Origin of the sequence: Paenibacillus sp. NEAU-GSW1 (genome assembly GCF_009737085.1) — a bacterium.
Classification (GTDB): domain Bacteria; phylum Bacillota; class Bacilli; order Paenibacillales; family Paenibacillaceae; genus Pristimantibacillus.
Genome location: NZ_WOVL01000003.1, coordinates 87,648 through 108,286 on the forward strand (window position 1 = coordinate 87,648; position 20,639 = coordinate 108,286).

The following is a 20,639-nucleotide window of genomic DNA, read 5'->3' on the forward strand; positions in this document are numbered from 1 at the left end:
CATGAAAAGCATAAAAAAACCAGAGTATATTGTTTAATTTGTATAGTTAAAACATTTAGGGCAGCCGATATACTCTAGCTAGGAAAGGAGGCTTGCTTTACAAAAAAATGTAAGCGCTTTATCGAATCATCAATTTTAGTTGGAGGGGAATTTCATAAATGAGCAGAACACTCGCAAGATTCGTCTCGATCCTACTCGCAGCAGCTTTGCTTATTCCGTCAGGCTGGCATGCTCCGGTTGCGGAAGCTGCGGACCCGGCAACGGCCGTCGTTTATCACGAAGCGTTTGCAGCAGGCAAAGGAGCTGCCGCGCAATCGGGCGGCGCAAGCTTGACGCCGGTCACCGGCAAAGTGTTCGAAGGCAATGCGGACGGAGCAGCATTATATGTAAGCAACAGAACAAACAACTGGGACGCCGCCGATTTCAATTTTGCAGACATTGGCTTAGAGAATGGCAAAACCTACACCGCAACCATATCTCTCTATGTTGACGCTGATGTCGCGGTGCCTAGCGGCGCGCAAGCTTATCTGCAAGCCATAGACAGCTATGCTCTGCTGGCGAACGCGAATTATACAGCGGGCGGCGCGGTTACGTTGACGAAGGAATTTACGGTGGATACGAGCAAGGATACGAAATTGCGCGTTCAATCCAACGATACCGGAAAAACGGTTCCGTTCTACATCGGAGATGTGTTGATTACCGAGCAGGCCGATACGGGCGGCGGTACGGATCCGACTAGACCGCCAGCATTAGACTTCGACACGATCACCTTCGAGGATCAAACCGCCGGCGGCTTCACCGGCCGTTCCGGCAATGAAACGCTGACCGTAACCAATGAGGATAACCATACGTCCAGCGGTCAGTACGCCCTGAAGGTCGAAGGCAGAACCTCGACGTGGCACGGGCCGTCCTTGCGCGTAGAGAAATATGTGGACAAAGGCTATGAATATACCGTTTCAGCCTGGGTCAAGCTGATCTCGCCTGCAAGCTCCCAGCTTCAGCTGTCCACGCAGGTCGCCAACGACAGCGGCGCAAATTACGTCGCCCTCTCCCCGAAAACAATCAGCACAAGCGACGGCTGGGTTCTTTTCGAGGGAACATACCGTTATAACAACGTAAGCAGCGAATACTTAACGATCTATGTGGAGAGCTCTAACAATGCTGACGCATCCTTCTATATCGACGATATCAGCTTTGAGCGCACGGGCTCAGGACCGGTCTCCATCCAGAAAGATCTCATTCCAATTAAGACTGTATATCAGGACGATTTCCTGATCGGCAGCGCCATTTCTTCCGAGGATCTGGATGGCGTCAGAATGGACCTTCTGAAAATGCACCATGATGTCGCTACGGCAGGCAATGCGATGAAGCCGGATGCGCTGCAGCCGACGAAAGGCAACTTCACCTTTACTGCGGCGGATGCGCTTGTCGATAAAGTGCTGGATGAGGGCATGCAGATGCACGGGCATGTGCTGGTATGGCATCAGCAATCGCCTGTTTGGATGAATACGACAACTGATGCGGCAAACAACACGGTTCCATTGGGACGTGATGAAGCGCTCGCCAATTTAAGAACCCATATCCGAACGGTCATGGAGCACTTTGGCGATAAAGTTATCTCGTGGGACGTTGTTAATGAAGCGATGAACGACAATCCTTCGAATCCGACAAATTGGAAAGCGGCACTGCGGCAATCCCCGTGGTATCAAGCGATCGGACCAGACTATCTAGAGCAGGCATACCTGGCAGCAAGAGAAGTGCTGGATGAGAATCCGGATTGGGATATTAAGCTGTATTACAACGATTACAACGAAGACAATCAGAACAAAGCTACGGCCATTTACAGCATGGTTAAAGAAATCAATGACAGGTATGCGCTGACGCACCCTGGCAAGCTGCTCATCGATGGTGTCGGCATGCAAGGGCATTACAGTGTCAACACAAATCCAACGAATGTGGCGCTGTCGCTCGAGAAATTTATTTCCTTAGGTGTTGAAGTGAGCATTACCGAGCTGGACATTCAGGCCGGAAGCAACTATCAGCTTTCCGAGAAGCTTGCGGACGCACAAGGCTATTTGTACGCGCAGCTGTTCGAGCTGTTCAAGGCCAATGCGGAACATATCGCCCGCGTTACCTTCTGGGGCTTGGATGACAACACAAGCTGGAGAGCCTCCTCCAATCCGTTATTGTTTGACAAAAACCTGCAGGCTAAACCGGCTTACTATGGCGTTATCGACCCGGTTACGTTCATAGAAGAGCATACGCCTGACGTATCGGAAGCGAACCAGGCTTCCGCTAAATTCGCAACGCCAACCGTTGATGGAACGGTGGATGCGGTTTGGAGCCAGGCGGCTGCAATGCCGGTCAACCGGTATCAAATGGCTTGGCAAGGCGCAAACGGAACCGCTAAAGCGCTGTGGGACAATGAAAATCTGTATTTACTGATCCAAGTCAGCGACGCGCAGCTTGATAAAGCAAGCGCAAACGTATGGGAAGAAGATTCTGTCGAAATTTTCGTGGACCAGAACAATGGGAAAACATCGTTCTACCAAGAGGATGACGGACAATACCGGATCAACTTCGACAACGAAACCTCATTTAATCCGACAAGCGTTGCGAACGGTGTGGTGTCGGCCACACAAATTAACGGAACCAACTACGCGGTGGAAGTGAAAATCCCGTTAACGGCAGTCACTCCGGCTAACGGCACGAAGCTTGGCTTTGATGTACAGATCAACGATGCCAAGGACGGCGCTCGCCAAAGCGTTGCCGCATGGAATGACACAACCGGCACCGGTTATATGGACACTTCCGTTTACGGCGTGCTGACGCTCGAAGGCAAAGATGCTGTCCCGCCAACCGCAACGGTAAGCTACAGCAATACAGAGCTGACGAACGGGAACGTCACAGCCACAATTACAGCAAGTGAGCCCGTTACCATTACGAACAACGGCGGCTCAGCGAGCTACACGTTCACAGCGAACGGCAGCTTCACCTTCGAGTTTGCCGACGCGTCTGGAAACACAGGCTCCGTTACGGCGACAGTGGCAAATATCGATAAAACGGCACCGGCATTGAAGCTTTCCGCCGACCCGACGGTACTCAACGTATCGAATCATAAAATGGTTCCGATCCATCTGTCATGGGAAGCCGATGACGCTTCGGGCATCGCCTCCGTCAAGCTGGTATCCGTTACAAGCAATGAACCAGACAACGGAACAGGCGACGGGAATACTTCTAACGACATTCAAGGCGCAAGCATCGGTACAGCCGACAAAGAAATTAGTGTTCGCGCGGAACGTTCCGGCAACGGGAATGGCCGAATCTACACGATCGTATATGAAGCTGTAGACAAAGCAGGCAATAAAACGACGGCGAAAATCGAGATCAAGGTCAAACGTTAAGGAGCAAAAGGAAGAGCTGCCGCGAAACCGGCAGCTCTTCCTTTTGACTACACTTTATTCGAGGTTCTTAAATTCCTTCAAGCAACAGTTCAACCATACTCGCAAGCGACTCCTCCAGCGTGCGCCCAGATCGGCCCGCCATTTGATTTTCCATTAAATGATACAAAGCTCCCACATATACTTGAATAAATAACTCCATATCAAATGAACGAATTTCTCCTTCTGAAACACCCTCGCTGACCAGCAAACGGATGTTGTCCCATCCTTCATTAAGATAATTGTCGATCTTTGCCCATTGAGATGGATATCGCTTTTTAAGATCATTCAAGATACGAATATCGCCGAAAGCAAACCCTCCTGGCAGAACGACTAGAGCGTCTTTCAGTTTTTGCCTAATCGTAAGCGATGAGCCGCTCAGCAATGCTCTTTCCTTCTCTTTCATCTCGACAATGGACTGCTCAACCATTTCATTAATGATTTGCTCTTTAGATTCAAAGTATTGATACAACGTCTTCGTGCTGATTCCAGCGCGAGCGGATACTTCTCTGATAGAAAACTTTAATCCGTTATGCAAAATTTCATATACAGCAGCTTCAATAATTCTGTCTTTCATATCTTTCATCCTAAATACTCCGCTTCATTAGGTTTTGCTTACGTATGCTAAGGTTGTTTTCTTGATGAGGGCCGGGAGGAAAAAGAGAGGATAGATCATAAGAAATAAGTTCGGTGCCCACCAAAACAGATCAAAATCGCCTTTGGCTCCCCAGTAGGCAATTGCTTGCAGTCCAGAACAGAACGTCAAGCTCAAAGACATGATACATAAAGGCAGACCTATCGCTTTCCCTTTGTTGAAGCAGTAAATACTCATCAATCCCGTAAATGAAATAAACAAGTCCAAAGGAATAAACGATAAGTTCCACGCGACCAGCCATTCATTATTATAATCCTGATATTGATATTGTTTGGGGATTAATTCAAATAATACGATAGTCCAGTACACGAAAAATCCAACATCGGTCAACAGCATCAGCGTCTTTAAAGTTTTGCTCATAAGGCGACTCTCCTTGAATAGCAGATTAAATTCACGGAAAACAAATAAACCATTACGTTTTCCTTATTTTCCATATTACTAAACATCATATCTCTGAGTCAACACAACATCCTCCAAGGTGAAACGGCTGTCGCCGTCCGTTGGCTGCGTAACGCGTTTCATTCCGAGAATTATAGGTCAAGTATGGAGAAAACTAAATGCTTTCCTATAATTAAAAAAAATACCCCGCCTGTTAGATTCGATCTAACAAGCGGGGTCTAATTACTGCTCCAGCGTTTGTTCGAGCTTGTTCATGAGCTCCTGCAGCTGAACAATTGAAGTGACAATATCCTCGACAAAACGCTGCTGCTCAAGCGAGCTTGCCAGCACCTCTTCTACGGAAGCAGCGGATTGCTCAGTAAAGGCCGCTACCGTCTCCACCTCTTGCACGACCGTCTCGGAAGCGGTATTTAACTTCGCATTCAGCTCGTGAACATGTCCTGCCTGCGTTTGCAGCTCCATCGCGTTGGACTGGATGCCTGTGAATAGCTCCGCCACGCTGCCGGCCGAGCCCTTGCCCGTTTCAACGATGCTTTGGCCCTGCTGCACCAATTGGCCAGCTTGCTCTATTTTTCGTTGAATGGACTCCAGAATGGTTGCAATTTCGGTCGATGCCGCCTCGGAATGCTGCGCAAGCTTGCGAATTTCGGACGCAACGACCGAAAATCCTCTGCCATGCTCTCCTGCTCTTGCGGCCTCGATCGAGGCATTGAGTGAAAGAAGATTGGTCTGCGTCGCAATATCGCTAATGGTCGTAACGATATTGCCGATTTTCTCATTTTCCTCGTTTACTTCGCTCATTACAACGGAAGTGCTCGCCACGACCCGATCGATTTCATTCATATGAATCGAAAGCTCTTCCATTTTCGATTTCCCTTGAATCGTATATTGTGCCGTTGCATTCGACTTCTCGTTCATCGCGACCGATGCGTCGGTCGACGTGCTGATGCTGTCGTTCACGTGGCCAATAGCGTTCGAGATATCCGAAACGCTGTTCGACTGCGTATCGATGCCGCTTGCGATTTCTTGAAAAGCCGCAACGACTTGCTTTGTAATTTCGCCGGTTTGCGCCGCATTTTTTTGCAAGCTATGTATAGAGGTCCCTAATACTTGAACGGAATGTCTGTCCCCGCCCAAAACTTCTTCCGTACGAGTCTTGGCTTCCGCCGATTCTGCCGCGCTGATTTCCGCTTTCTTCAACGCCTTGGATCCGAGTACGCTTGATGCAATTAGAGCCGCTAAAGTAACGACCTGATACGCGGCTATGTCCACCGTATTAACGTCTGCGAAGATCTCTTTCGTCTGGGTAAAATAAACGGTCATCGCAATCGACAGCACGCCGCTTAATACGAGCGGACGATAATTATGATAGATCGAAATAATCGCCATCGCAAAATATAACAGATACAGGCTGTCGTAGGTCGTCCCCGCCTTAATAAAGAAAAAGGCGATAACGGCAAGCCCGACCGACACCAGATACATAATGTATGGAACGGCGATTCGCTTCCAAGTTAACCCTATGCAAAGCAAGCAAAATGGAACCCCAACCACCGACAGCGTTTTCTGGATGACAGCGTCCGAAAGGGCGATTCCAAGGAGCAGCGTTCCAATTAACAGCCACACCATGAGTTTGTTTTTCTTATGCAGTTCAAGCTGATTGACAGACATTCGATCACTTCTCTTTCATGAAATTCGATATAAACCAACATTAACCTATTTTTCCTATTGAGGAATCCCTCTCTATTATAATTATCGGCAAACTCGGCTCAATGCTAGAGTATAGTGCTCGAAGTAGTCTCTCGTTGAATTGTTAGCGGCTAACGGGACATGATGCATACGCCGCCTTAAGCGGAACCGTATATTTCCTCGCCGCGCGGAAAGCTGCCGCTTTCGTCAGGCTCGAGCGTAATCAGGATGGAATCGAAAACAAGTTTGTCCGCGGAGACCGGCATGGCGAGCACGCCGATTCCTCTGTCATTGACGCGGAACGTTCCTGCGCTTTGCCGGCCGGCGCCATCATTAAGCCAAACTTGATAGACCGAATCGTCTACCGTCGATTTCGCGCCGAATACATAAACGACAAATTGCTTGTTGTAACCGTTGTCGACAATGCAAGCGACCGCATACGATTCCATGTATTTTTCCGACTGCGGCTTCAAAGTGACGAGCTGTTCAATCCGGGCTGCGGAAACGGATAAGGCCTGTTCCAGCGGAATGACAGGCGCAGCCGTACGTTCGCGGTAAAGCTGGTAATTCCACCCCGTGCCGGCGACGAACACAACGAGCGCGGCCGCGGCAATGGCCCAAAATTTCCGCCGTCTCCTGCCGGTATCCGTTTTTTTGGCCTGCCGAACGGCGTCGGCTTTCGCTTCTTCAGCCATTGCGGCATCCATAACTTGCTTCTTCAAATCTGCCGGCGGTTCGATTCGTTCCATAACAGACGGAAGCTCCTCCCATACGAGACGCAATTCATCGATTTCAGCCTGACAGTCGGCACAGCCGGGAAGATGACGTTCGAAAGCGACTGTTTCTTCATCTGTGCATACGCCTGAAATATAATCCAGGCAGAGGTCGCATAGCGAAGAGTGTCCGTTTTGTTGTCTCATAATCCGTCTCCTTCCGTCACAAGATGTCTGCGCAATATTTTTAACGTTTGATGCAGACGGTTTTTAACCGTGCCGATCGGTTGATTATAAATGGAGGCCAGCTCGCTTAAGCTATAGCCTTGCCAATAAAAATGCTCCAGCAAATGAATTTGCTGACGGGATAAATGACGGTATACGCCGCGAACTTGTTCCTTCAGCGATTTGCTCAAAGCGCTGTCTTCCGGTGATGCGGCGGATTCGTCGGGAATGCGGTCCCAATGCTCCGCTTCGAACGGAATATACGCCGTTGATTCGAGCCGCTTCTTGCGAAGCCAGTCCGTCGTTAGGTTGCGGGTAATCGTCAACAGCCAGCTAGAAAAGCGGCCTTGTTCCGGATTATAGGAAGCCCCGGTTGTCCATAAGCGCAGAAATACGGATTGCACGATTTCTCTGGCTCCCGGTTCCTCCTTCAACGCTTTCCAGGCAAAGGAATAAACGATAGACGCATACCGGTCGTATAAAATAGAGAGCGCCTCGCTTTGCTTGTTTTTGACAAGCAGCATAAGATGATAGTCGGAAAGATCCCGCATACGAAGGTGACCTCCAGGACAGGTATAAGATAGCTCTATATTATCAATAAAGGGGATAGCCGTGAACGGTAATCCCCTAAATAAAGAATATGATTATTTGGCTGAGACGGTTATCGTTCCCAGCATGGCCGGATGGGGCGCGCAGTAATAAGCGAACTCCCCTTCCTCGGAGAAAACAACGACCTTTTCTTCGTCTTGACCGAACAGTCCGGTGTCGAAGGAATCGTCATCGGCGGTCGCGGTATGCCGAACTTCGTCTTTATTGATAAATTTCACGCTGTCTCCCGCCTTGATCTCAAGCTTGCTTGGCGAGAAGGCGAAGTTTTTAATTTCGACGACATGCACTTTGCCGACGGACTCGGCAACAGGTGTATTTGTCGGCGTTGCTTTTGGCGTTGACGTCGCTTGAACGGCCGGTTTCGTTGTTTCTTTTGCGGTGGGCGTGCTTTCCGTGTTCTTGCCGCCGCTTTTGCCGGATGGAGCGCTGCTGCCGGCAGCATGCGCATCCTCATGCATGTGGCCGGAATCTTTGGTTGGCTTATCCGTAGTCACCGGAGATGGAGACGGAGTCGAAGATGAAGTCGGCTCCGGGCTGTTTGTCATGGCGGGTTCCGCCGATGCCGCTGTTTCCTGCGGCGTCTCCGCTGCTTGCGAAGGGCTCGCTTGCGACGGAGACGCGGTATCCTTCGAGCTGCAAGCGGAAATGACCATCACGCATAACAATAAGAACAGCAGTTGAAATATCCGTAGTTGTGTAAGCCTCATCCGTTCACCCTCACTTTACAATAATCTGGCCGGTCATAAAGCTTTTGTGCGGCTCGCAGAAATAGTTGTGCGTTCCGGTTTTATCCAGCGTTATCGTATAAGATTCGCCTTTGGCGAGGAGAGGGGTGGAGAAGCTTCCGTCCACCGCGACTGCATTATGCTTCATATCATCGTAGTTGGTGAAGACGATCTTGGAGCCTGCTTCAACCGTCAAAGGCTCGGTGCCAAACGAAAATTCCTTAATGTCAACATGATAGGTTTTAACATTTGCTTCGGTTTTCCCTTTGAAGCTGGCAGGGTCGATCACGTACCAGACACTGCCGACATTTTGTCCTTTAATATCGCCCGGTTGTTTGTCCTGGATGAAATAATATAACGGGTACCCTCTATACATCCATTGTTCGGTTCCGTCAGGACGCGACAGCTTCGTGAAATCCGCCTTGTTCAAGAAAGCGGGGATTTGCAATTGCTTGGAATCGTAAACCGGCCAGTTGACCAGACATTGATCCTGGCAGGCATTCAAATCTTCCGCATCCTTCGTAAAATAATATAAGGTCATGCCGCTCTTATCGGCCATATATGTACCGACCGCAGCGTCGCTCCGCAATTGGATCCGTTCCCCTTGCGGGAGCGAAGCGTTTGATGCAATAACGCCCTTCGATTGAAGCGCGGCGAAAAAGGTTTGTCCGTTCGGCGTGCTTGCCGTTAACGTCTCGACGAGCGCAGTCGCGAGATGGGCGTTTGTCAAAGCGGAGTTTCCTGCGATTTGGCTTAGCCCTTTTGCGGCTGCGAACGATTCTGTCGCCTTATAGGCAAAGTCCTTGCCGGAGCGGTAACCGATATTTTCGAGAAGCACCTTATACAGCTGCTGCGAGCTGACGGCCTCGCCAGGCTTGAAGGAGCCGTCGCCGTTTCCGGACCAGCCGTATTCAGGATGGCTCTTTAAATAAGCGAGCACAGGCTGATTGGCTTTGCCCGCTTTGTCCGCATCGGAAAAATTAGCGGTTCCGGCAAAAGACAATGCTTCTTTCAAATGCCCGTTAAGGCGCAGCGATATGATAGCGGCTTGCATGCGCGTCGTTTTCTTGGATAGATAATTTGCGTTGACGCCGTTTCCGTCGCCGATCAGCAATCCGAGCTCTGCGGCTGTGTCCGCATCGGACGCAATGTTCGGCTCCTCAGCCGCCGAAACCTCGACAATGGATGACAGAAGTCCTGTAATCAAGAATGCGATAAAGATAAAAACGCCATATTTCTTTGTTTTCATACGTTTGCCTCCTAATCGATAAATGGCTCTCCATCAGAGGTAACGAATGAAAGGGACAAACGGTTTGAATGCTGCTCTATTTTTTTTATTACTGCACGTTTCAATTGTTAGCGGCTAACGGGACATGATGCATACGCCGCCTATTGGCCAACATAACAATCCAGGCCATGACGGCAAGCGCAGCGCAGCAAATAAACATAATGGAGTACGAGAAGTTTTCAACGACAAGCCCCAAGACCAGTCCGCCTAACGAGTATCCAAGGTCATAAGAACACATGAACAGCCCCATCCAAGCGTATTTAGATTGGACAGGCAGTATAAATGACAAATAGGTCGTCAACGTAGGGTATAGCAGCGCCATGGCAAAACCGTTAAAAATAGCTGCCAGATACAGCACACTGCTGAATTGCTGCGCGAAAGCGAGCAGCAGCGATCCAACCAAGGCCGACAGCAAGGTTGCCGAAATAAAACCGGTATGCCACTGGCCGTCTGAAGGTATCTTCTTCCGGAGAATAAACCGGCAGCCTATGACGACAATTCCTTGCAGCATTAAATATAATCCCGCATGACCGGAATTTCCTTTTACGATAAATAAAGGAACAAAAGTCGCCGTGGCGCCGAATATGCAGGAAACGCACAGCATGACCGTCATGCTAACGAGCAGTGGACGGTTTTTTCCTATACCTGCTAACGACTTGCCGATGTCGGACAATGCAAAAGGTTTGCCCTCTCTGGAGCCGGTGCCGGCACCTTTAGCAAGCGGGGTATTGAAGCCGATAAGAAGCGGCGCTGCCGCCAGCCCGATAAGTACGGCGACATACCATATACCAGACTCGCTGGCCCATATTTGCATCGCTGCAACTGGGCCAAACAAAGAAGGCACCATTGAAGACAAGCTGTAGAGCGTCATCCCTTGCCCTCGATCGCGTTCCGCCAGCCCTTCCACAATTCCCGCCTGCAAAGCCATGGAGAAAAAAGCAGTGACAGCGCCCTGCCAAGCGCGAAGCAGAATATAACTGTCAGCGCTGGCAACCGTATAAAGGAGCATGCAAGCAGCATGCGCAATCAACAACAGCCGCATAATCATATGCGGACCAAAGCGACCGATCAATTGGCCGGCGAACGGACGAAACAGCATACAGACAAACATATATGCACCCATCATAGTCCCGATCTCCGCATGATCCATCCCCGATTTTTCACTTTGCAGAGGCAATAATACGGTTAAAATCGAATTGGATGTAAAAAAGAGAACCGTTAATACAAATAACGGGAGCATTCTCAAAAATAATGGACGATTTTCGTTCAAACAGGCAAATCTCCCTTCCGCTTTCTTCCTTCTCCGGTCCGAGCCGCGGAAAATGATAAACCAAAGTCTAGCACAAGCGCATCCGTTCGTACATCCAAGCTGTTATAGCGATACGAAGCCAACAATATTTAGTCATTGACAGCACCTTTCAATTATTATACTATGCAATGAGAAAATGATAATCATTATCAATAAATTTATAGGGGTCGAGAGGAGCACTACCACATGTTTAAACAACAATCGAAAGCACTGCTGCTCATGCTGCTGCTATTGTCAATTACACTTGCAGCCTGTTCCAGCACGAACAACAATAATGCCGGAAGCAACGCTTCTGCAAATAATACAGAATCGGCAACGCCTGCGAGCAAAACGATTACAGTATCGTGGCCGCGCGATGTCGGCCCAATGAACCCTCACGTTTACAATCCATCCCAGCTCATTGCGCAGTCGATGATCTACGAGCCGCTAGTCAATTATAACGAGGGCGGTGAAGTGGTGCCTTTCTTGGCCGAATCGTGGACGATTTCCGAGGACGGCAAAACGTATTCGTTCAAACTTCGCCAGAACGTTAAATTTTCGGACGGAACGACGTTTAACGCAGCCGTTGCCAAGAAAAATTTCGATGCTGTCATGAAGCACACCGAAAACCACAGCTGGCTCGGTTTTATCAGCTTACTGGACAAAACCGAAGCGGTTGACGAATATACGTTCAATATTGTGTTGAAACAAGCCTATTCCCCAACTTTGCAAGAACTGTCGGTCATTCGTCCGGTGCGCTTCCTTGGCGAAGCCGGCTTCCCGGATGACGGCGATACCTCGAAAGGCGTGAAGCAGCCTGTCGGAACCGGTCCGTGGATGCTCACAGATTATAAAACAGACGAGTATGCGGAATTTACACGCAATCCTAATTATTGGGGCGAGCAGCCGAAAATCGATAAAGTTGTATTTAAAATCATTCCGGATGGCGACACGCGCGTTCTTGCCTTCGAAAAAGGCGAACTGGACTTGATCTACGGCGAAGGCGCGATCAGCATGGACGCATTTATGCAGCTCCAGGCTAACGACAACTATACAACGCAAATTTCCAGCCCGGTTGCGACAAGACAGCTGGTTATGAACACGACCAACGCTGCGCTTTCGGATAAAAAAGTTCGTTTGGCGTTGCAGCAAGGCTTTAACAAAGATGCGATGGTACAAGGCATCACTTCCGGATTGGAAGAGACTGCGGACAGCTTATTGTCTTCCAACTTCCCATATGCGCAGACAAATTCCGCTCCGCTCGGCTACGATGTCGAGAAAGCGAAAGCCCTTTTGGACGAGGCGGGCTGGGTATTGCCGGAAGGCAAGTCGGTTCGCGAAAAAGACGGAAAACCATTGGAAGTGGAATTGATTTACGAAAAATCGGATCAAGTTATTAAGCCAATGGCCGAAACGCTTCAAGCAGAATGGGCGGCTATCGGCGTGAAGTTGAATATTTCGGGCCTTGAGCTTACAGAGCAAATCAAACGTTTCCGTGCAGGGCAATTCGATTTGTACTTCTTCAGCAACTACGGCGCACCGTACGATCCAAGCTCGTTCATTCATATCGTAGCGGAAAAAAGCTTCGGTATTGCAGAGGCTCTCGCTAACCTGCCGGTGAAGAATGAACTCGACAAACAGGTACAAGAAGCGCTCACCACAACTGATGAGAATAAACGCAAACAATTGTATGCAGCTATTCAGACGACATTGCATGAAGAAGGCGCTCTTGTGCCAATCTCCTATATCAAAAAGACAGTTGTTCTTAACAAAAAAATTAGCGGCTTTGAATTCCCTGGAAGCCGAGACGACAACCCGTTCTCCAGCATCGAGTTAAATCCGTAAACTAGGAGGAGCATTATGGGCAGCTTTATCGGAAAACGGCTTCTGACCGTCATCCCCATTTTCCTATTTGCCACGCTTCTCACGTTCTTACTAATCTATCTCTCCCCGGTCGATCCCGCCGAAGCCTATTTGACGGCGGCACATATTCAACCGACCGAGGAGCTGCTGGAACAAAAAAGACATGAGTTCGGCTTGGATCAGCCGCTGCTCGTTCAATACGCCCAATCCTTAATGAAGATGTGCCGACTCGATTTCGGCACATCTTATGTTTCGAACGAGCCCGTTTGGCACGAAATTGTTCTTCGATTGCCATCAACACTTCAGCTTGCCTTTAGCAGCATTGCGCTGGCTATACTTGTCAGCATACCGATCGGTTTTTTGGCGGCTATATACAAAAATAGCTTATTTGATCATCTTAGCCGGCTTCTTGCCTATTTCGGCGCATCGATTCCGCAATTTTGGCTCGGCTATTTATTAATCTATTTCTTTTCAGTCAAGCTGGACTTGTTTCCAGTGCAGGGAAAAGGCTCAATAGCGCATCTTGTGCTGCCATCCATTACGCTCGCGCTCGGTCTGATCGCTATTTATTCCCGGTTGCTGCGCACCAGCGTTCTAGAGCAACTGCAGGAGCCGTATGTCCTGTATGCTCGAACAAGAGGGATCAAGGAAAAAATCATACTAAGCAAGCATGTGCTGAAAATCGCTATTTCACCGATGCTTACTGGCCTTGGCATGAACTTAGGGAAGCTTCTCGCAGGAACGATAATCGCGGAAGAGATCTTCTCTTGGCCGGGCTTTGGCCGTTATTTTATCGAAGCGATATTTAATCGGGACATACCGGTCATTCAGGCATATGTACTCATTTCCGCTTTTCTGTTTATTATTTGCAACCTGATCGTCGATCTTCTGCAAATGTATTTGGATCCGCGAGTTTCTTGGAAAGGAAGAACCGACCAGTGATAGCGAGTATACGTAAAGGCCTCATGAGCCAGAAGACCGCAGCGATTTGCTCGGTTATTCTGGCTATCCTTTTTCTGCTTTCAATCTTGGCTCCTTGGATCGCTCCGCATGACCCGATACATGTTAATTTAGCGCTCAAACTGCAATCCCCTTCATGGGACTACCCGCTTGGCACAGACCAGCTCGGGCGATGCAATCTGTCCCGCCTGTTGTACGGATCGCGTATTTCACTTGGTTTCGCTTCTTTGATTTTTATCTCCTCGCTCCTGATTGGTTTGATAATCGGAACGTTCTCCGGATATAAAGGCGGAATGATTGATCAAGTATTGATGCGATTGTGCGAAGGCGTCATGGCATTTCCTACGCTAGTGCTTGTACTCGGGCTAGTGGGAATTTTGGGTCCTGGCCTGCCGCAAGTAATCCTGGCAATGGTCATGGTGCAGTGGGTCTATTACGCCCGTATGTTCCGCGGCATGGTGATCACTCTAAGAGAGCGTAATTTCATTACAGCAGCAAAAATAAGCGGTTCCTCCCAGTGGACGATCATTAGGCGCCATATGATCCCGAATGTACTCCCTCCTATCGTCGTTATGGGAACGCTTGAAATCGGATGGGCTATTATGGATATCGCCGCTATGTCGTTTCTCGGACTCGGCATTCAGCCTCCTTCACCGGAATGGGGATCGATGATTCACGAAGGCAAATCATATATCCGCAGCAATCCTGAGCTTATGCTTTATCCGGGCGCTATGATTCTCATCATTGTCATGGCATTTAATATTTTAGGGGAAGCTTTGTCGGAGCGATTCGGCGTAAAACGACGTTTTTGAAAGGATGAGGCCAAGTGACAGCACAACCTAACGCAATATTGCAGGTTAACGGCCTGCGAGTAACGGCGAAAACCGCTCAAGGTGAAACGCCTCTTGTGCATGCTGTCGATTTTGAGCTGCAGCCCGGCCGCGTGCTTGGCCTGATTGGCGAAAGCGGATGCGGCAAAACGATAACAAGCATGTCTATACTGCAGCTGCTAGATCGGAAAACGACGAATGTCGAAGGCAGCATTCGGTTGAATGGACGCGAACTAAACGGGATTCGCCCGGAAGCGATGCGAGCGATTCGCGGGAAAGAAATTGCGCTTATTATGCAAAATCCGATGAATGCTTTCAGTCCTGTACTGACCATCGGCAATCAATTAATCGAAACGATCCGCACCCATACGTCGCTTTCCAAAAAGCACGCTTATGAGTTGGCAGTCTCTTCACTGCATGGCGTGAATTTGTCTGATCCTGCGGGCATTATGAAACAATATCCATTTCAACTGAGCGGAGGAATGCTGCAAAGGGTCATGATTGCGACAGCCATCTCCCTTCGCCCCTCGGTTATTATTGCCGACGAGCCGACTACCGCGCTGGATGTGCACAATCAGTTGCGGATATTGCGTCAGCTCGAGCATATCCGCGCAGAATACGGCACTTCTATTCTGCTAATAACCCACGATTTGGGTGTCATTGCGGAAATGGCCGACGAGGTTGCCGTTATGCAGCAAGGGAGAATCGTCGAGAAAGCGGACGTCTTTCAGTTGTTCGATCATCCTCAGCATGAGTATACGCAACAGCTGCTGAACGCGCGGCTTTCGTTCTCCATTAACCGGCAAGCTGAGGAGTTTATATTGGCATGAATGTAAAGAATGCATCCGAGAAAACGGGAGCTGCGGTCGCAAAGGGGAACAATCATCCCTTCGGGCTAAAAGCCATTCAAATTTATAGTATGGCGGTACTGTTTTATACAACCAGCCATCTATTGCTTATTCTGCTGCCGCTTAGCTCAAATAAGCTGGGAGCAACGCCGGCGCAGATCGGCTTAATTATGGGAGCCTATATGTTCACTTCGATGTTTTTGCGGCCGATTGCCGGCAAAATCGTCGACAAGCTGGGTACGAAACGGATCTTCATCGCAACGCTAATCCTGAATGCGGTTGTATTGTCGTTATATTCGTTTCAAGAGCTATGGCTTTTTGCCGGGCTGCGGATTGTGCAAGGCGCAGTCCTTTCCTTTTTTTCCATGGTATCGCATCTTATGATTATTGAGGCGCTGCCGGAAGACGCGCGCGGACAGGGCCTGTCCCTGTTTTCGCTATCGTCTATGCTGCCTTACACGTACGGTCCGTTTCTCGTCCTCTTTTTCATTGATAAAGTGCCGACAACGGACATATTTCTGGCACTCATCCCTCTCGGTCTGGCAACGCTTATCATTGGCTTAAATGTCCGGTTGCCTGAGCTTCAAAACCATAATCATATGCAGGAAGACGCGGCTTTGGATGAGAGCTATAAGGGATGGCGTGACCGAAAGCTGCTGTTCTCTTCCGTCCTTATGCTGCTTGCATCGGCCGTTATCGGCACAATAGCCGCGTTTCTTCCGCTCTATTTGGAGAAGCGCGGATTGCCCTATGCCGGCTTCTATTTTCTAACGGAAACCGCCGTTCTGATCGTTCTTCGATTTTTCGGGAGAAAGCTGATTCCAACGGAAACCCGGTTCCCTTTCAAAATCGTCGTTCTGCTCCTCTTTCTGATGACAGCCGCCGTTGGATTGCTTCGGATAGCCGACTCGCTGACGGTCGTTCTGCTTGCCGCTGTCTGCAACGGGATCGCATTATCGATGCTGTATCCAACTTTGCTTACCTATGTGTCGTTTATTGTGCCTGAAAAGTATAGAGGGCAAGGAATCGGATTATTTATTGCAGCGGCCGACTTTGGTGCTTCAGTCGGTATCTGGACGTTAAGCCTGTTGGCGAATGCGTACTCCTATGATGCGATGTTTTCAAGCTGTATCGGGATTGGCGGGGCGGCTCTGCTGCTGCTTTTCAGTTATCGAAGATTGGGGGTTAGATGATGAGTCTGCTTCAAGTAAACCAAGTTACGCACAGGTATACGTCAGCCAATTTATTCAGAAAAGAAAAAGGAGCAACCGTGCTTTCCGACGTCTCCCTCTCAATCGAGCCTGGCCAATGCCTCGGTCTGCTTGGAACGAGCGGTGCGGGCAAGAGCACGCTGGGCAGGGTCATTCTTGGTTTGGAAAAGCCGCAAAAGGGACAAATTTTGTTTCAAGGCATCGATCTGTATGCTTCAAGTGCTTCAGAACGCAAAAGGCTTCGCCGTGATTTGCAGGTTGTGTTTCAAGATTGCTACTCCTCCGTCAATCCGAAAATGAATGCGGAGCAAATCATCGGAGAGCCGCTTCAAAACTATGAGAAGTTAACGAGGCAGGAGCAGATACGCCGGGTGGAAGAGCTCCTGGAAATCGTCGGTCTAAAGCCGGAGGATCGCAAAAAGCATCCCCACCAGTTCAGCGGCGGGCAACTGCAAAGGATCAATATTGCGAGGGCGATTGCGTTGAAGCCGAAGCTGATCGTGCTTGACGAAGCTGTAAGCAGTCTGGATATGGTTAACCAATCGGCTGTTCTCGCTTTATTAAGCGATTTAAGAAGGAATTTCGGCATGTCCTATTTGTTTATTACTCACGACATAAAGGCCGCATACCACATTTCCGATGCGTTAGCGGTCATGGAGCAAGGCAAGCTGGCCGTCTATAGTGAAGATAAAGAGCAATTCATGCAGCTGCAGCACCCAAGCGTGCAAATGCTTTTACAATCCATGCTTCCGGAACACCCCCGCTTTCGAACCGTAAAAGGGGCTAATTAAAAAAGGAAAAATGCGCAGCCCGCGAAGGCTGCGCATTTCTTTTACTAAAAATATTAGGAAGCAATACCCGTAATGCTCGTTCCGCTTTTCGTAATGGTGTACGTAATGACATTGCCGCTCCAGAAATGAAATTTCAAATTCACTTGGCCATCGTTCACTTCATTAAAGAAGGCCGGCAGCAATTTTATTTCGTTCGTATCGTAGGATGGCGTAAAGGCGTAGCCGAATTCCTTGAATGCTGTCCAGCTCTGCGGTCCGGCATAGCCGCCAGTTGTATATTCCGCTTCCATTGTCGCGAGACGATCGCCATTGAACGAAGTCGGAATGGAGAATGTGCTTGCAATGCCGTTATAGCTGTACAATACTGGCGTATTGTAGCGCAGCACATGGAAGCGCCAATCCGGTCCTTTATTGAACTGCGCGGTCAACACAGCGTTCTCGCCAAGCTGTCCTGAATCCGTCACTTTGGAAAGGAAGCTTGCTTTAAATGTCAGCACATCGCCGTCCAGCGTATAGTCATCGCCTTTGTTCAGCTTTTTGCCGTTCGATTCGATGCCGGTTAACTGGTTGCCGTTCAAATTCAGCGCAACAGACGTATCCTGAACCGCTTCGTCTTTCTTGACATAGATAAGATCGGATGCAGCGGTGGAGGAACGGCCCTTCAAGCCCATATTCAAAATATTGAACAGCTCCGTATCCGACCATTTATAAGTCGTTCGGTTGAAATGCTGTCCGTTGTCCCACAGCATTTGGGTAATTTTCTTTTCTTTCAAATAAGAAGTGAGGAACTCGAAATACTTCAGTTTTTCGCCTTGTTCAATCGTGCCGATATTTTTATCGAAGCCCAGCAGGCCGAATTCGCCAAGCACGACAGGGATGCCTTTTGCGACAAGCGTATTGTAGGCTCGGTCGAAGGTTTGTGTCAGATCGTTCTTCGCATTGTCGTCAAAACGCGTTCCGCCGGCAACGTTGACGCTAAATGGCCAGTAGCCGTAGTAATGAATCGTTGCAATCAGATTCGGATCGTTCAGCTTGGTAATCGTTTTGTAAAGCTCGTCCAGGCCCGCTTGTGTCCCGGATGTTGCATACGTCGGCAGCACAATCGGCCGCTCGGCATTATTCGCGCCGGAATCGCGTACGATTTGGTGCATCGAAGTGTTAAGCTCGTCCAGCAGCGCAAAGTCCGCCGTTGTCGCATCGCCCCAGCCGTCGTTGAAGCGCGGCTCATTAATGCTCTCGAACATCAGCTTATTGGAATGGTTTTTGAACCGCTCGGCAATTTGCGTCCATCCGGCATTATAACGGGCAAGCACCCCGTCATGATCCGTTCCCATCGTTTTCACCCACAGCCATGAATCGTGATGCATATTGATCATGACGTACAAGCCTTCATCCAGCGACCAATCAACGACTTCCTCGACACGGTCCATGAATGCCGGGTCGATCTTATAGGCAGGAGCATTTCCCATGCGCTGCTGCCATGTGATCGGAATCCGGATACTCTTATAGCCTTGAGCGGCGATCTGATGAATGAGCTCCTTCGTCACTCGCGGATTGCCCCAGGAGGTTTCATCTTCGCCTGTCGCATCCAGCGTATTGCCGAGATTCCAGCCAGGCTGCATCGCTTCTGCATACTGTTGCATCGTTTGCTGACTGCCCCCGCTATGATTGCCGCGCTCCGGTCCGTTGCTCTCATTCCCTTTCGCAGCGGCGCTCATCGAGGTTGAGAAAAGCGCAACCAGCAGCGTTGCGATTAGAAAAATGGACAACCTGGACTTCTTGTTTACTGTTTTCAATCCATTCACCCCATCATTTGTTGGTATCTTACTATAAAGTAAGCGCTGTCATTCTTGTTGCTGCTTTTTATTCACCTCCTAACGCTTTTTGTATTTCCGTATTTACTATTCGATTAGAGGATGTGAATTCCTTTGATTATTTTACATTTTATGGTACGGTTTTCGTTCTCACTTTTCGAACAAAAAACGGTTGCATTCTCCGCTGAAACGATGAATGTAGTCAATTACAGGTTGACATATCGTTTCATTATAGTAAATTATTTACTAGTTGCAGCGTGAACTTGAAACATGCATGGGAGGCTCTTCATTTGGAAATCAAAGCAAGCAAGTCTAAAGGGTTCATGTGGCATTTCATGATTGTCGTTGTGATAGAGCTGTCCGTATGGATGTTGTATGGCGGGATCTTCTTCCTCTGTGTGTGCATACTCGGTCTGAGCTTTGGAGGCGTCATGTATCTGTATCCGAAAATGTTCGATCATCTATATTTCATTTACCATTTATTAGCTCCTTGCAGCTTTCTATTCCCGGCAATCTATGCAGCGATCGTTTTCTTTTACAGGCGGCGCAAGAAAAAAGAGACGCTTAAACAAGTATAATTCGCGGAAGCTAACAAACATTTCTCCGACCCACAACGGTTATTTCCGGGCAGGAAAGGCAAACCTATTGAAAGAAAGTAATAGAGAAGACGAACCATCGGAGGTTGTAATGGGAAGAATCATCCATTTTGAGGTTCACGTAGACGACATGGAGCGCGCGAAAAAGTTTTATGGCGACGTATTTGACTGGACCTTTGAAGATTGGAGCGAGTATGCGGGAGTACCCTACTTCGGCGCAGTGACCGGCGATGCAAATGAGCCTGGAATCAACGGCGCTTTAATGAAACGGATGGGTGCCTCCCCGCAATCAGGACAAGCTATGAATGGCTTCGTCTGCACGATGGGGATCGAAGACTACGATGCTGTCGAAGCCAAAATTTTAAAGCTCGGCGGCGTTGTCGCACTGCCTAAGCATGCGCTGCCCGGTATGGCTTGGCAAGGGTATTACATGGACACCGAAGGCAATGTGTTCGGGATTCATCAGCCTGATGTGAATGCAAAGTAGCAATCTGCCTTAAATGAATAAGAGCCCGGCCTCGTGAGGCCGGGCTTTGTTTGTGCGGGAAGTTATCGGGGTTTCACTGCGTCTTCCGCGACGCACTCTTCCACACATCCATCAACGCCCTGCCACGGCATCCTTCCATGCCTCCTGCTCATGCATCTTTCGGCGCCTCCTGCCATGGCTCCTGCAAAAAGCGAAGCAGGTTCGCAGTTTA

19 protein-coding genes are annotated in these 20,639 nt (G+C 49.1%); 10 read left to right on the forward strand and 9 right to left on the reverse strand.

Going from position 1 to position 20,639, the window contains the following annotated elements; all coding sequences use genetic code 11:
* The first annotated feature begins 158 nt into the window (after positions 1–158).
* Positions 159–3,404 (forward strand): endo-1,4-beta-xylanase, encoded by a 3,246-nt coding sequence (locus GOM71_RS02655; RefSeq protein ID WP_253944658.1) that lies wholly within the window; start codon positions 159–161, stop codon positions 3,402–3,404.
* A gap of 67 nt (positions 3,405–3,471) precedes the next feature.
* Here the strand turns inward: GOM71_RS02655 and GOM71_RS02660 are convergent, their stop codons facing one another.
* The 6 genes from GOM71_RS02660 to GOM71_RS23690 form a co-directional block, all read right to left on the reverse strand.
* Complete coding sequence (locus GOM71_RS02660) at positions 3,472–4,026, reverse strand: TetR/AcrR family transcriptional regulator (protein WP_253944659.1); 555 nt, start codon at positions 4,024–4,026, stop codon at positions 3,472–3,474.
* Positions 4,027–4,044: 18 nt separating this feature from the next.
* Complete coding sequence (locus GOM71_RS02665; RefSeq protein WP_156278218.1) at positions 4,045–4,455, reverse strand: DUF5360 family protein; 411 nt, start codon at positions 4,453–4,455, stop codon at positions 4,045–4,047.
* Between the two features lie 261 nt (positions 4,456–4,716).
* Positions 4,717–6,162: a methyl-accepting chemotaxis protein gene (locus tag GOM71_RS02670; RefSeq protein WP_156278219.1), complete on the reverse strand. Its 1,446-nt coding sequence runs from the start codon at positions 6,160–6,162 to the stop codon at positions 4,717–4,719.
* A 176-nt stretch (positions 6,163–6,338) separates the two neighbouring features.
* Positions 6,339–7,100, reverse strand: a complete 762-nt coding sequence (locus GOM71_RS02675) for an anti-sigma factor (RefSeq protein WP_156278220.1) — start codon at positions 7,098–7,100, stop codon at positions 6,339–6,341.
* Positions 7,097–7,669, reverse strand: a complete 573-nt coding sequence (locus GOM71_RS02680; protein WP_156278221.1) for an RNA polymerase sigma factor — start codon at positions 7,667–7,669, stop codon at positions 7,097–7,099. Before GOM71_RS02680 ends, GOM71_RS02675 begins: the two co-directional genes overlap by 4 nt.
* 93 nt (positions 7,670–7,762) lie before the next feature.
* On the reverse strand, positions 7,763–8,185 hold the full coding sequence (locus GOM71_RS23690; RefSeq protein ID WP_173275103.1) for a plastocyanin/azurin family copper-binding protein: 423 nt from the start codon (positions 8,183–8,185) through the stop codon (positions 7,763–7,765).
* On the opposite strand from GOM71_RS23690, the gene GOM71_RS23695 reads away from it, so the two are divergent.
* Complete coding sequence (locus GOM71_RS23695) at positions 8,184–8,408, forward strand: hypothetical protein (protein ID WP_173275106.1); 225 nt, start codon at positions 8,184–8,186, stop codon at positions 8,406–8,408. The genes GOM71_RS23690 and GOM71_RS23695 overlap by 2 nt on opposite strands.
* Positions 8,409–8,444: 36 nt before the next feature.
* On the opposite strand, the gene GOM71_RS02690 is transcribed toward GOM71_RS23695, so the two are convergent.
* Positions 8,445–9,701, reverse strand: a complete 1,257-nt coding sequence (locus GOM71_RS02690; RefSeq protein ID WP_156278223.1) for a plastocyanin/azurin family copper-binding protein — start codon at positions 9,699–9,701, stop codon at positions 8,445–8,447.
* A 100-nt stretch (positions 9,702–9,801) separates the two neighbouring features.
* On the reverse strand, positions 9,802–10,980 hold the full coding sequence (cntE, locus tag GOM71_RS02695; RefSeq protein ID WP_156278343.1) for a staphylopine family metallophore export MFS transporter CntE: 1,179 nt from the start codon (positions 10,978–10,980) through the stop codon (positions 9,802–9,804).
* A gap of 255 nt (positions 10,981–11,235) precedes the next feature.
* On the opposite strand from cntE (GOM71_RS02695), the gene nikA reads away from it, so the two are divergent.
* Genes nikA through nikE form a run of 6 tightly spaced genes read left to right on the forward strand, consistent with a single transcriptional unit; the run spans position 11,236 to position 17,531 of the window.
* Entirely contained in the window at positions 11,236–12,873 is a 1,638-nt protein-coding gene (gene nikA, locus GOM71_RS02700) for a nickel ABC transporter substrate-binding protein (RefSeq protein ID WP_156278224.1), read from the forward strand.
* A 15-nt stretch (positions 12,874–12,888) separates the two neighbouring features.
* Positions 12,889–13,833 carry a nickel ABC transporter permease subunit NikB gene (gene nikB / locus GOM71_RS02705; RefSeq protein WP_156278225.1) on the forward strand — a complete coding sequence of 315 codons (945 nt, stop codon included), beginning with the start codon at positions 12,889–12,891 and terminating at the stop codon, positions 13,831–13,833.
* Positions 13,830–14,663, forward strand: a complete 834-nt coding sequence (nikC, locus tag GOM71_RS02710; RefSeq protein ID WP_367649439.1) for a nickel ABC transporter permease subunit NikC — start codon at positions 13,830–13,832, stop codon at positions 14,661–14,663. Before nikB ends, nikC begins: the two co-directional genes overlap by 4 nt.
* A gap of 14 nt (positions 14,664–14,677) precedes the next feature.
* Positions 14,678–15,511, forward strand: a complete 834-nt coding sequence (gene nikD / locus GOM71_RS02715) for a nickel import ATP-binding protein NikD (protein ID WP_367649440.1) — start codon at positions 14,678–14,680, stop codon at positions 15,509–15,511.
* On the forward strand, positions 15,508–16,722 hold the full coding sequence (gene cntE / locus GOM71_RS02720; RefSeq protein WP_156278226.1) for a staphylopine family metallophore export MFS transporter CntE: 1,215 nt from the start codon (positions 15,508–15,510) through the stop codon (positions 16,720–16,722). Before nikD ends, cntE (GOM71_RS02720) begins: the two co-directional genes overlap by 4 nt.
* Entirely contained in the window at positions 16,722–17,531 is an 810-nt protein-coding gene (gene nikE, locus GOM71_RS02725; protein ID WP_156278227.1) for a nickel import ATP-binding protein NikE, read from the forward strand. Before cntE (GOM71_RS02720) ends, nikE begins: the two co-directional genes overlap by 1 nt.
* A 53-nt stretch (positions 17,532–17,584) precedes the next feature.
* Here nikE and GOM71_RS02730 read toward each other — a convergent pair whose 3' ends face one another.
* Positions 17,585–19,327: a cellulase family glycosylhydrolase gene (locus GOM71_RS02730; RefSeq protein ID WP_253944660.1), complete on the reverse strand. Its 1,743-nt coding sequence runs from the start codon at positions 19,325–19,327 to the stop codon at positions 17,585–17,587.
* A gap of 308 nt (positions 19,328–19,635) precedes the next feature.
* On the opposite strand from GOM71_RS02730, the gene GOM71_RS02735 reads away from it, so the two are divergent.
* The gene (locus tag GOM71_RS02735) at positions 19,636–19,923 is read left to right on the forward strand and encodes a hypothetical protein (RefSeq protein WP_156278228.1); all 288 of its coding nucleotides are present in this window, start codon (positions 19,636–19,638) and stop codon (positions 19,921–19,923) included.
* Positions 19,924–20,032: 109 nt separating this feature from the next.
* On the forward strand, positions 20,033–20,428 hold the full coding sequence (locus GOM71_RS02740; protein ID WP_156278229.1) for a VOC family protein: 396 nt from the start codon (positions 20,033–20,035) through the stop codon (positions 20,426–20,428).
* The last annotated feature ends 211 nt before the right edge of the window (positions 20,429–20,639 follow it).

Coding starts and splice junctions, on each gene's coding strand:
- GOM71_RS23695 (WP_173275106.1), top strand. CDS start 8,184: ATGTGGCCGGAATCTTTGGTTGGCTTATCCGTAGTCACCGGAGATGGA.
- nikB (WP_156278225.1), top strand. CDS start 12,889: ATGGGCAGCTTTATCGGAAAACGGCTTCTGACCGTCATCCCCATTTTC.
- GOM71_RS02655 (WP_253944658.1), top strand. CDS start 159: ATGAGCAGAACACTCGCAAGATTCGTCTCGATCCTACTCGCAGCAGCT.
- GOM71_RS02675 (WP_156278220.1), bottom strand. CDS start 7,100: ATGAGACAACAAAACGGACACTCTTCGCTATGCGACCTCTGCCTGGAT.
- GOM71_RS23690 (WP_173275103.1), bottom strand. CDS start 8,185: ATGCATGAGGATGCGCATGCTGCCGGCAGCAGCGCTCCATCCGGCAAA.
- cntE (WP_156278343.1), bottom strand. CDS start 10,980: ATGCTCCCGTTATTTGTATTAACGGTTCTCTTTTTTACATCCAATTCG.
- GOM71_RS02660 (WP_253944659.1), bottom strand. CDS start 4,026: ATGAAAGATATGAAAGACAGAATTATTGAAGCTGCTGTATATGAAATT.
- GOM71_RS02665 (WP_156278218.1), bottom strand. CDS start 4,455: ATGAGCAAAACTTTAAAGACGCTGATGCTGTTGACCGATGTTGGATTT.
- GOM71_RS02680 (WP_156278221.1), bottom strand. CDS start 7,669: ATGCGGGATCTTTCCGACTATCATCTTATGCTGCTTGTCAAAAACAAG.
- GOM71_RS02740 (WP_156278229.1), top strand. CDS start 20,033: ATGGGAAGAATCATCCATTTTGAGGTTCACGTAGACGACATGGAGCGC.
- nikE (WP_156278227.1), top strand. CDS start 16,722: ATGAGTCTGCTTCAAGTAAACCAAGTTACGCACAGGTATACGTCAGCC.
- GOM71_RS02690 (WP_156278223.1), bottom strand. CDS start 9,701: ATGAAAACAAAGAAATATGGCGTTTTTATCTTTATCGCATTCTTGATT.
- GOM71_RS02670 (WP_156278219.1), bottom strand. CDS start 6,162: ATGTCTGTCAATCAGCTTGAACTGCATAAGAAAAACAAACTCATGGTG.
- nikA (WP_156278224.1), top strand. CDS start 11,236: ATGTTTAAACAACAATCGAAAGCACTGCTGCTCATGCTGCTGCTATTG.
- cntE (WP_156278226.1), top strand. CDS start 15,508: ATGAATGTAAAGAATGCATCCGAGAAAACGGGAGCTGCGGTCGCAAAG.